The sequence below is a fragment of the Pedobacter sp. 01T416_2 genome, assembly GCF_056398925.1.
The window spans coordinates 1-9,787 of record NZ_JBFTQI010000338.1; the positions used below are offsets into that span (position 1 = coordinate 1).

Genomic DNA, 9,787 nt, shown 5'->3' on the forward strand with positions numbered 1-9,787 from the left:
TTAGAAAGTACAAAGATTTCTCCTCCGAAAGAGTTCCTTTGGAACACTACGGTCGAAATGACGATTGAAATTAATTATTTATTTATTGTACTGGTAATACCATCTACCAAAGCCTTTACTTTTATTTCGGAAGTGAGTTCGTATCGATATTCATCCTCAATACTGCCCATTTTGGTTTCCGTATTTCTGAATCCCATTTTACTTGGCACAAATTCCTTTGCTGAAGCATGAAATTGCCTGGCACCCGTTTGATTAATAAGGTTTTTGATATTGTTTTCATTTATACCTGCACCAGGCATGATGGTAATCCGGCCATTGGCCTTTTTTACAAGCTGTGCTAGTTTTTCTGCTCCCAGAATCGCAGAAGAAGCACCTCCAGAGGTAAGTACCCTTTTTATGTTGAGTGCGATTAAATCTTCCAATGCCTGATTCATATCGTTGCTCATATCAAATGCCCTGTGGAAAGCCACCTCCATAGGTTTAGCCAGTTCAATTAATTCAGCACACCTTTCTTTATCGATAGTGCCATCTGCTTTAAGTATTCCGGTAACTATACCTTCACAATTTAATGATTTGCAGATTTTTATATCTTCTTTCATTAACTCAAATTCGATTTCGGAATATAGAAAATCGCCTCCACGCGGACGGATAATTGGCCAAACTTCGATGGATAGGTTTTTCTTAGACAGGGCAATTTGAGCATAACTTGGTGTTGTACCACCTTCTGCCAGGTTATCACAAAGCTCCACTCTTTTTGCTCCACCATTTTGCGCAGCCAATGCCGATTGATAGGAATTAGCACATACTTCTAAGCAACCAATTGCCACTTCATTCATTATATAGATTTATTAATTTAAATTATTCCTGTGGCCCTGCTGGCCCTAAAACTACCCATCCCTTTGGCGATTTGTAGGTGTTAAGTAACTGCACTGATTTTCCGCCATCCGGATACCAGCATACCTCTGTAATTACCCAATGGGTTTCGTCAACTTTTTTACGTTCCGGAAAAGCATTTTGGATAGTGGAAAAATCAGGAAAACCATGTTCTTCTATATTGTTGATGAAAGATAGTTTAAGCACTTCGGCAGTTTCGTTGATGATATCCTGATCAATCTCCATTTTCATCACAGAAAGTAAGGATTTAGCTTCTTCAAAAAAATCCTTACAGGCTATGGCAGCATCAATATCTTTATTGTTGTAGGCTTTTTCAATCGCCAGAATTGCACCTTCCGGTGTTTCGAGATTGGCTTTGAAATGATCAACGCCCTCATCAATATATAAACCTATGCTGTTGTCAAATGCTGCTTTCTCTTTTTCTGCAACGCCATCCCTAATGGCCCGTATGGTATAACCGCCAATTAATCTGCCGTTTTCAATAATCATCCAATCAGAGATTAAATCGCGCTTTATGCCGATTTTTTGATTAAATTTTACAGAACGAATATTTACCGGTTCGTTTCCAACGGTACCAAATAAGTTTCCTTCATCGTCAAAATGTGGGTCTGTTAACCAAATATGTTCGCCTTCATCACCATCGGTAATGAGTACTTTAATAGAAAAATAATTTTGGTAAGGTTGTTTGTTTTTTAAACTTTCTTCGAAATACCAAAGGGTTAAATTGGCTTTTTCGATCGCCCATTTCATGCGTTCATCTTCGCTCGGCACATAAACCATATCTGGCTCACCCTCTCGCTCGGCAACATTTTTCTTTCCGAAAATTTTGGATAATAATCCCATTTACCGTTTCATTTTTGTTAATCGTTTGGGAAAATTCAACATATTAATAATAGCTTTTGCCTTTGATTAAAAGATCTTGTTTTTCTGCATTGCAAACGGCATAGCTAAAACCTTTCTGGATGGCATAGGCACCATACTCGCCTTTTTTGTTGATAGCTAAAAATCCTACCTGTATGTTTTTGGCAGTTTCGGGTTTCTTTTTAATGATACGCATTACCGCTTCTTTACAGGCGGCTTCGGGAGTATAACCCTGACGCATTAATTCTACCACCAAAAATGATCCAACGTTTCTTACCACCTCTTCACCTACACCTGTTGAAGTTGCACCGCCAACTTCATTGTCTACGTAAAGGCCAGCGCCTATAATCGGGCTATCACCAATTCTTCCATGTAATTTATAGGCCATGCCACTGGTTGTACAGGCACCAGAAATGTTTCCTTTAGCATCAATTGYGAGCATGCCAATGGTATCGTGATTATATTGGTTTCCAGGAAGTTTTTGCGGCGCAGCTTTCTGGTAGAGCTTATTTTCGATGTTCATTACAGGCGCATATTTCGCCGTTTTTAACCATTCTTTCCAAGCTTTTTCGCTGGCAGGAGTAAGTAAGTTTTCTTTTTTAAAACCCTGTTCTAACGCAAACTGCAAAGCACCATCGCCAGCCAACATTACGTGCGGCGTTTTTTCCATCACTTTACGCGCAACCGAGATAGGATGTTTAATATGTTCGAGTGCTAAAACGGCGCCACAGTTACCGAGTTCATCCATAATACAGGCATCGAGGGTAACGTGTCCATCGCGATCTGGCAAACCACCATATCCAACAGATTGGTTGTTCTCATCAGCCTCGGGTACCCAAACGCCTTGCTCTACAGCATCTAAGGCACGTCCACCGGTTGATAAGACCTTCCATGCATCAGCATTAGCCGCAATTCCAAAGTCCCAGGTCGAAATTACAATCGGGAAATTTTCTGCTTTTGTTTCTTCATGCGGAATTACATTAGCGATACTACTTTTATCAATAGCCAGCAATCCAGCCGATAGGGCAGATGCTTTTATAAATTTGCGGCGGTTAAACATGTGTGTGGTTATTGTTTGTGGTGTTATTAATTTAACTAATGGTAAACCGATCTGCATCCTTTAAAAATGGAAATTGTCTTCTGATTTTGACCAATTCTTCGTAATTAATACTGAATGTATATAAATCTTCGTCTTCCGGTTTATAATAAACGGTATTACCGTAAGGATCTAAGCACATGGATAATCCACTGTGGTAAATCTGATTTCCATCATGCCCAACGCGGTTTACAGCAATAACATAACTTTGGTTTTCTATTGCCCTGGCCGGAATTAATGCTTTCCAATGTGCCGATCGTTTATCAGGCCAGTTGGCAACTAAGAGTAAGATATCGTATTCCTGATCTACATTGCGTAACCAAACCGGAAAACGCAAATCGTAACAAATGGCTAATCTGATTTTCCATCCTTTAAGTTCGACAATAAGTTTTTCTTTACCCGGACTAAAGTGGTGATCTTCATCACCCATGCCAAACAAATGGCGTTTATCGTAATGCTGGTTTTTACCATCTGGCTCCATCCAGATTAAACGGTTAAAATATTGATTGTTTTCTTTTATGATGATGCTTCCCGTAACTACGCAGTTGTACTGATGTGCCATTTTTTGCATCCACTGCATCGTTTTTCCACCCATTTCTTCGGCTAAGGCTTCAGAGTTCATGCTAAAACCTGTGTTAAACATTTCGGGTAAAATAATAATATCGGTTTTCTCCCTTACACCCATCGATAATCTAAGTGCCAGATTCAAAAGGTTTTTCTCAATGTTTTCCCAAAAAAGATAGGCCTGAAAGACAGTTACTTTCAGATTTTCTATTTGAGTGTACACAGGTGTTTCCATTGTATATAGGTTTAGTCTGGTTAAACGTTTTTTAATTTCTCTGCCGCTAAGGCAAGTGTAGCATTTTCTTTAGCAAAGCAAAACCTGATAATTTTATGATCGGTTGCTTTTTGGTAAAATGCAGAAACCGGAATGGTGGCCACGCCAAATTCCTTGATCAGCCTCATACTAAAATCAGTGTCTTTTTCATCGCTGATACTGCTGTAGCTTGCGCATTGAAAATACGAACCGTTGCAAGGTAAAAGCTTAAAACGGCTTTCAGCYAAAAGACTTCTGAAATAATCTCTTTTTTGTTGAAAGAATGTGCCTATTTCAGTATAATTTTTTGGTTCTTTAATATAATCGGCAATAGCCTGCTGCATGGGACTATTAACGCTGAAAACATTAAATTGGTGTACCTTCCTAAATTCTTTGGTTAGTTTCTCTGGTGCCAAACAGTAACCCAGTTTCCAGCCAGTAGCATGTAAGAGCTTACCAAAGGAGGCTACAATAAAACTTCTTTGCTTTAATTCAGGGTAAAGCATTACACTTTGGTGTTTTTGTTCATCGTAAATTAGATGTTCATAAACTTCGTCGCTCAAGATTAAAATATCGGTTCCTGTAATCAGTTTAATAAGCGATTTCATATCATCTGACGATAAAATACTACCCGTTGGGTTTTGTGGCGTATTTAAGATGATCATTGTGGTTTTGGCCGTAAACAATTTCTTAACCATATCCCAGTCAATTGCATAACTCGGCGGGGCAAGCTCGTAGGTTTTAACCAGGCCTCCTAAAAGTTTAATGGTAGGTGCGTAACTATCATAGGCTGGCTCGAAAATGATAACTTCATCACCTGCATTGATAATGGCGGCCAATGCTGTAAAAATAGCTTGCGTTCCACCTGCTGTAACCGTAATTTCTGTTTCAGGATTATATTTTATGTTATATAATTTTTCAACTTTCTCAGCAATGGTTTCTTTTAAAAAACCAGAACCAGGCATCGGAGCATATTGATTATAACCATCTTGCATGGCTTTATTTACCAATTCAACTAGTTTTGGATCGCAGGCGTAGTCAGGAAATCCCTGAGAAAGATTAATGGCATTGTGTTCTGCGGCAAGTTTACTCATCACCGAAAAAATGGTGGTACTTACGCCAGGAAGTTTAGATTGTATATTAAGCATCTTATAAGCGAAAATAGGAAAAAAAAGCTTAAAGCGTAAAAACCCATGCCAAAAGCCCCGCTACTTGATCGTGCGATTGCAATTCTGCATAAAGAGAAAATTTTAAGAATCATTAAACCCTCGTGTTAAATTAACGTCAATAACCAGCGTATTAAACAGGCGGTTGTCAATGAATTTTAGTTCGGAATTTTTGTATTATTTCAAATATATTTTCGCTTATTTAAAATTATTCCAGATAAACCCCTTTCTTTGCATTTTAAAATCTCAATTATTCATTAAATATGAAGTTTAAACACTTAACCGCTGCCTTTTTACTGGTAATAAGTGCATCTGCATTTGTTAGCCCGAAAAAAGCTTTAAGAACATTTGTTTCCAACTACGAAAATGTATTGGGCACATCCTTAGAATTAAAATTTAAAACAACCAATCAGGCCGATGCAGATGTAGCCGAAGCGCGTGCATTAAACGAAATAGATAGGTTAGATGATATTTTAAGTGCTTATAAAGCTGACAGCGAGTTTAGTAAATGGATGAGCAATGGTAAACAAACCACCAAAGTTTCGGCAGATTTGTTTGAAGTTTTAAAGCAATTTGAGCATTATAAAGTATTAACCAATGGCGCACTTGATGCATCAGCTAAAGTAATAGGTGATGTTTGGAAAAAAGCAGCGGCCGAAGATCGTTTACCATCTGCTGAAGCATTAGCGCATGCAGTTACTTTGGTTAAACAAAAACACTACATTTTAAACGAACAGGATAAAACGGTTACCCGTTTGGATGATGCACCATTGGCATTAAATTCTTTTGCAAAAAGTTATATCATTAATAAAGCTGCTGAGAAAGCGCTTCAAAGCCAGGGAATTGAAAACGTGGTTGTGAATATTGGTGGCGATATGGTAATTAAAGGAAATCAGCCCGAAGCTATCGAAATAGCAAACCCTAAAGCTGATGCCGAGAACGATGCCGCACTAACAACAGTCAAAGTGTCGAATATGGCCGTGGCAACCAGTGGTAATTACCGCAGGGGTTTTAATGTAAATGGAAAATGGTATTCGCATATTGTTGATCCACGTACTGGAAAACCTGCTTCGGAAATAATTAGTGCAACGGTTATTGGCCCAGATGCTAGTGAAGCAGGTGCTTTGGCTACTTCTTTTAATGTACTTTCTATTGCCGAGATCGAGGCATTGACTGCGACTAGAAATGACATCGCCTACTTGTTAATCACTAAAGATGGCAAAGAAATTAAAAGCAAAGAATGGGCTAATTACGATGGTAAACGTGTCCGTCGTCCGTTTGTGGCAGTATGGATTGAGGATGCAGCTAAAAGCCCAGTGCGTAATCTGGCTATTTGGTATAACAAACCACGTTGGTTGCCAGATTTAAAATCGTGGAGCCGTGCCAATGGCGATGAGTTTAAAAAAGGAGCGGAAGGAAAACTAAGCTCAACAAGTTCTGCAACACGTGGCCCAGGTAAATATAGCTTATCATGGGATGGAAAAGACGATAGCGGGAAGTTGGTAAAAGCAGGTAATTACACCGTTTTTATTGAAGTAGCCCGCGAACATGGAACTTATCAGGTAATTGCTCAAGAAATGAAATTTACCAGCTCAGCAAAAAGAATAGAATTAACGCCAAATACAGAACTAACATCAGCATCTCTTGACTACAGAAAAATCGGAACCGCAAAAAAATAAGATAACGGTTGCACCTAGCGGCCTGGGCAAAAAGCAGGTTAAAAAAGATAATGGAAAAGGTAAGGGTAAAAAGCGTTTAGCCGGTTTATCACGCTGGTTGCACATTTATTTATCGATGGTGAGTTTTACGATTCTACTATTCTTTGCTGTATCGGGCTTAACCTTAAATCATGCAGATTGGTTTACTTCTGGTAAGGAAGTGGTTACTAAAGATTCTGGATCAGTAAGTTTAAAATGGGTAAACCAACCAGATACCAATAAGATCAATAAGTTACAAATTGTTGAATTTTTTAGGGGTAAACATGAGGTTAAAGGCGCATTGAGCGATTTTAGGATAGATGACAGGGAACTGAGCTTAACCTTTAACGGACCAGGTTACCTGGCCGATTCCTTTATTGATCGTGAAACCGGAAAATACGAATTAACCACAACCAGATTTGGTGTTGTTGCTGTGATTAACGATTTGCATAAAGGAAGAGATTCTGGTAAGGCCTGGTCGTGGATTATCGATATTTCGGCAGTGCTGATGACGTTGGTATCTATTTCAGGAATTATCTTAATCTGTTTTATTAAAAAGAAACGATTAAGCGGCTTCATCATCGCAGCAGTGGGTACGATTGTTTGCTATTTGATTTACAAGTTATTTGTACCATAGTTTTAATTCCAACACACGGAGAGACTGTATCATATTTGTGATTCCATTCGAACTTGTCACGCTGAGCTTATCGAAACGCTTTGCGTGGCATTTAAACAAGTCCTTCGACAGGCTATTGTTGATAGATTCCGTAGATAAATCGTCATTGCGAGGCACGAAGCAATCTTAAAGCGCTCGCTACTAGCGATAGTTGTAAGATTGCTTTGTYGGCTGAAAAGGCCTCCTCGCAATGACGATTCCTCGCCGACACATAGCACTAAAAACCTCTTGGTGTCTTTGTGGTAAAATATTAATGCGCTGCAACAGCAGCATCAGGCGATGCCTCCACTTCAGTGGTGATAAACCTTCTACCGATTAACAAACAGCCTAAAGCAATAAACGCAGCTGCTGTCATTACCAAAGGCATAGGCACAACCGAGTGTTCGCTAAATAAACTTACCATTACCGAGGCCAGTGCGCCTAATCCCATTTGTAAGGCACCCATTAGGGCCGATGCACTACCCGCATTTTTGGTAAACGGAGCGAGTGACAAGGCAGCCGCATTTGGGTTAATTAAACCTAAGCAGGCCAAAAATAAGGCGATAAAGCCTATGGTAGAATATAAATTTAACCAGTTATTTAAGGCGAAAACCAAAAAGATTAAACTGAAAATACATTGTGCAATAAGTGCATAGGTTACAATATTTTTGCTGGTAAACCATTTTAGTATCAAGCTGTTCACTTGACTCGATCCAATAAATGATACAGAAAGCAGTGCGAAGATCCAGCCGTAGCCTGTTTTACTTACCTCATATATTTTCATAAATACCTGAGGCGACGAAGATACATAGGCGAATAATCCCGAAAAGGTAATCGAACTGATTAGCGCATAGGTGTAAAATTGAGGCTCTTTTAAAACGGTAAAGAAATTGTTTAAAATAGGTTTTGGTTTTAAAGAGTAATTCGGATCAGGTTTATAACTCTCCGGTAGCTTGAAAATTGAAGCCAGGAGCATTAAAACGGCCATCAATCCTAAAAATACAAACACATATTTCCAGCCCAGGGCCGAAATTAAGTAGCCCCCTGCAGTTGGGGCAAGCATAGGCGAAACCGCGATCACCAGCATTAAGGAAGCAAATACTTTCGGGCTTTCTTCTACCGAAAACAGATCCCGTACCATGGCAACAGAGGCTACAGCTGTGGCACAACTTCCAATGGCCTGCACAAAACGTAAAACAATTAGTTGATTAACATCAGTTACAGCCAAACAAAGAAAAGAGGCAAGGATATAAAGTGCTAAACCAAAATATAACGGTTTCTTTCTCCCAAATTTATCTAATAGCGGACCATACAATAACTGGCCGGCAGAAATCCCGATAAAAAAGCTTGATAATGATAGGGCTACAGTTGATTCATTACTTCTTAAATCCTTTGCAATATCAACAAAACCAGGTAGGTACATATCAATAGAGAAGGGGCCAAGAGCTGCCAATGAACCTAAAATGAGTATGAGATAGAAGTGTTGTTTTTTAGCCATGAAGATTACCAGATTTTGTTAGCGCAAAGATTGGGAGATTTAATTTGCTAACCTATTTTTACCGTCGAACGATTGTAAAAATCATATTTTATTATTGAACGATTAAAGCGAGTGGCTGCGTAATCTTTGTGTTAGCCCTGTTAAAAATACGATGATTGTTATGCTAAATCTGCTATTTATTTATAGATTTATAGTCTATGACTTTTAAGACGAAAGAAAGCCGTTTACTACTCATTCTGGGTAGCTTTTTTGTAGCAAATGCTATATTATCAGAGTTTATTGGGGTTAAATTGTTCAGTGTTGAAGAAACGCTGGGCTTTAAAAAGTTCGACATAAACTTACTGGGTGTTCCGCATCTATCCTTTGTAATGTCGGCAGGAGTATTAACCTGGCCGATTATTTTCATCATGACGGATATTATCAATGAATATTTTGGTGTTAAACAAGTTCGGTTCTTATCTATTCTTACCGCCATATTAATTGCATTTGCCTTTCTTGTGGTTTGGGGATCGATGCATTTAACTGCCGCCGATTTCTGGGTGCATCAAAATATAAACGGAGAAGACCTCAATATGAATAATGCATTTGCGGGGATATTCGGGCAAGGGATGTGGATCATTGTAGGATCGATTACGGCCTTTATTATCGGGCAAATGGTTGATGTAATGATATTCCATAAAATAAAAAGAATAACAGGGGAGCGGGCACTTTGGCTACGCGCTACAGGTTCTACTTTGGTCTCTCAGTTTATTGATAGTTTTGTGGTCATTTTTATCGCATTTTACATAAATCCTCAATACCATTATAGCTGGCAACAGGTTTTTGCCATTGGTTTAGTAGGATATACCTATAAGTTCGTTGTGGCTATTTTAATGACCCCGATTTTATATATCGTACACGCCATAATTGATGGTTACTTAGGGAAAGACCTCGCACACAAGCTGATCAAAATGGCTGGAAGGGGATAAACATTTAAAACAAATAATAACCAAATTAATCCTATTTATGAGAAACATTTTAATGCTATTGGCAGTGCTTTCATTATTTTCTTGTGTTAACAAAGATGCAGGCAAAAAAGGTTCAGATCTTAATATTCAAGGTAC

General features: G+C 38.8%; 9 protein-coding genes. 3 read left to right on the forward strand and 6 right to left on the reverse strand.

The genetic code is table 11. The features are described from left to right. Window positions 1-74: 74 nt before the first annotated feature. From AC1DPQ_RS14930 to AC1DPQ_RS14950, 5 genes are read right to left on the reverse strand one after another with little or no spacing between them, the layout of a single operon-like run. Window positions 75-836 (reverse strand): copper homeostasis protein CutC, encoded by a 762-nt coding sequence (locus AC1DPQ_RS14930; RefSeq protein WP_477583551.1) that lies wholly within the window; start codon window positions 834-836, stop codon window positions 75-77. A 22-nt stretch (window positions 837-858) separates the two neighbouring features. After that, window positions 859-1,737, reverse strand: a complete 879-nt coding sequence (locus AC1DPQ_RS14935) for a YegJ family protein (RefSeq protein WP_477609999.1) — start codon at window positions 1,735-1,737, stop codon at window positions 859-861. Between the two features lie 43 nt (window positions 1,738-1,780). After that, on the reverse strand, window positions 1,781-2,815 hold the full coding sequence (locus AC1DPQ_RS14940; protein ID WP_477610005.1) for a glycosylasparaginase: 1,035 nt from the start codon (window positions 2,813-2,815) through the stop codon (window positions 1,781-1,783). A gap of 31 nt (window positions 2,816-2,846) precedes the next feature. Then, the gene (locus tag AC1DPQ_RS14945) at window positions 2,847-3,650 is read right to left on the reverse strand and encodes an amidohydrolase (RefSeq protein ID WP_477580506.1); all 804 of its coding nucleotides are present in this window, start codon (window positions 3,648-3,650) and stop codon (window positions 2,847-2,849) included. Window positions 3,651-3,670: 20 nt separating this feature from the next. Further along, a complete protein-coding gene (locus AC1DPQ_RS14950) occupies window positions 3,671-4,816 on the reverse strand; it encodes a methionine aminotransferase (RefSeq protein WP_477580504.1) in 1,146 nt (381 codons plus the stop codon). Window positions 4,817-5,097: 281 nt separating this feature from the next. On the opposite strand from AC1DPQ_RS14950, the gene AC1DPQ_RS14955 reads away from it, so the two are divergent. Then, entirely contained in the window at window positions 5,098-6,513 is a 1,416-nt protein-coding gene (locus tag AC1DPQ_RS14955; RefSeq protein ID WP_477610001.1) for a DUF2271 domain-containing protein, read from the forward strand. Continuing rightward, the gene (locus AC1DPQ_RS14960) at window positions 6,479-7,168 is read left to right on the forward strand and encodes a PepSY-associated TM helix domain-containing protein (RefSeq protein ID WP_477580500.1); all 690 of its coding nucleotides are present in this window, start codon (window positions 6,479-6,481) and stop codon (window positions 7,166-7,168) included. The genes AC1DPQ_RS14955 and AC1DPQ_RS14960 overlap by 35 nt, the downstream gene beginning before the upstream one ends. 289 nt (window positions 7,169-7,457) lie before the next feature. Here the strand turns inward: AC1DPQ_RS14960 and AC1DPQ_RS14965 are convergent, their stop codons facing one another. After that, window positions 7,458-8,684, reverse strand: coding sequence for a multidrug effflux MFS transporter (locus tag AC1DPQ_RS14965; RefSeq protein WP_477610003.1), 1,227 nt, complete (start codon window positions 8,682-8,684; stop codon window positions 7,458-7,460). Window positions 8,685-8,881: 197 nt separating this feature from the next. Between AC1DPQ_RS14965 and AC1DPQ_RS14970 the strand changes: the two genes are divergently transcribed. Continuing rightward, on the forward strand, window positions 8,882-9,652 hold the full coding sequence (locus AC1DPQ_RS14970; RefSeq protein ID WP_477580496.1) for a queuosine precursor transporter: 771 nt from the start codon (window positions 8,882-8,884) through the stop codon (window positions 9,650-9,652). Window positions 9,653-9,787 lie beyond the last annotated feature (135 nt).

Excerpts from the sequence above, each read along its gene's own strand:
- AC1DPQ_RS14930 (WP_477583551.1), bottom strand. The coding sequence starts at position 836 with ATGAATGAAGTGGCAATTGGTTGCTTAGAAGTATGTGCTAATTCCTAT.
- AC1DPQ_RS14935 (WP_477609999.1), bottom strand. The coding sequence starts at position 1,737 with ATGGGATTATTATCCAAAATTTTCGGAAAGAAAAATGTTGCCGAGCGA.
- AC1DPQ_RS14945 (WP_477580506.1), bottom strand. The coding sequence starts at position 3,650 with ATGGAAACACCTGTGTACACTCAAATAGAAAATCTGAAAGTAACTGTC.
- AC1DPQ_RS14955 (WP_477610001.1), top strand. The coding sequence starts at position 5,098 with ATGAAGTTTAAACACTTAACCGCTGCCTTTTTACTGGTAATAAGTGCA.
- AC1DPQ_RS14965 (WP_477610003.1), bottom strand. The coding sequence starts at position 8,684 with ATGGCTAAAAAACAACACTTCTATCTCATACTCATTTTAGGTTCATTG.
- AC1DPQ_RS14970 (WP_477580496.1), top strand. The coding sequence starts at position 8,882 with ATGACTTTTAAGACGAAAGAAAGCCGTTTACTACTCATTCTGGGTAGC.